General features: G+C 63.1%; 1 protein-coding gene. It reads left to right on the top strand.

Features of this window, described 5'->3' with window-relative positions; all coding sequences use genetic code 11:
• A partial coding sequence (locus RVY79_RS17670) for an alanine--tRNA ligase-related protein (RefSeq protein WP_317465802.1) occupies nt 1–409 on the top strand: 409 nt, incomplete at both ends.

Below are 409 nucleotides of genomic sequence, written 5' to 3'. Positions count from 1 at the left end.
ATCCGCCAAAAATTCCTGACGTTCTTCGAGTCGAAGAACCACACCGTGGTGCGCTCCTCGCCGCTGGTGCCGGGCAATGACCCGACGCTGCTGTTCACCAACTCCGGCATGGTGCAGTTCAAGGACGTCTTCCTCGGCACCGACAAGCGCCCGTACGTGCGCGCGGCCTCCGTGCAGCGCTGCCTGCGCGCCGGCGGCAAGCACAACGACCTGGAAAACGTCGGCTATACCGCGCGTCACCACACCTTCTTCGAGATGCTCGGCAACTGGTCGTTCGGCGACTACTTCAAGCGCGACGCACTCGTGTGGGCGTGGGAACTGCTGACGCAGGAATACAAGCTGCCGGCCGACAAACTGTGGGCCACGGTCTACCAGACCGACGACGAGGCCTACGACATCTGGACCAAGG

It is taken from the genome of Chromohalobacter sp. HP20-39 (genome assembly GCF_033052815.1).
GTDB lineage: Bacteria > Pseudomonadota > Gammaproteobacteria > Pseudomonadales > Halomonadaceae > Chromohalobacter.
The sequence above is the reverse complement of the archived record's forward strand: the minus strand, read 5'-3'. Positions and strand labels throughout refer to the sequence as shown.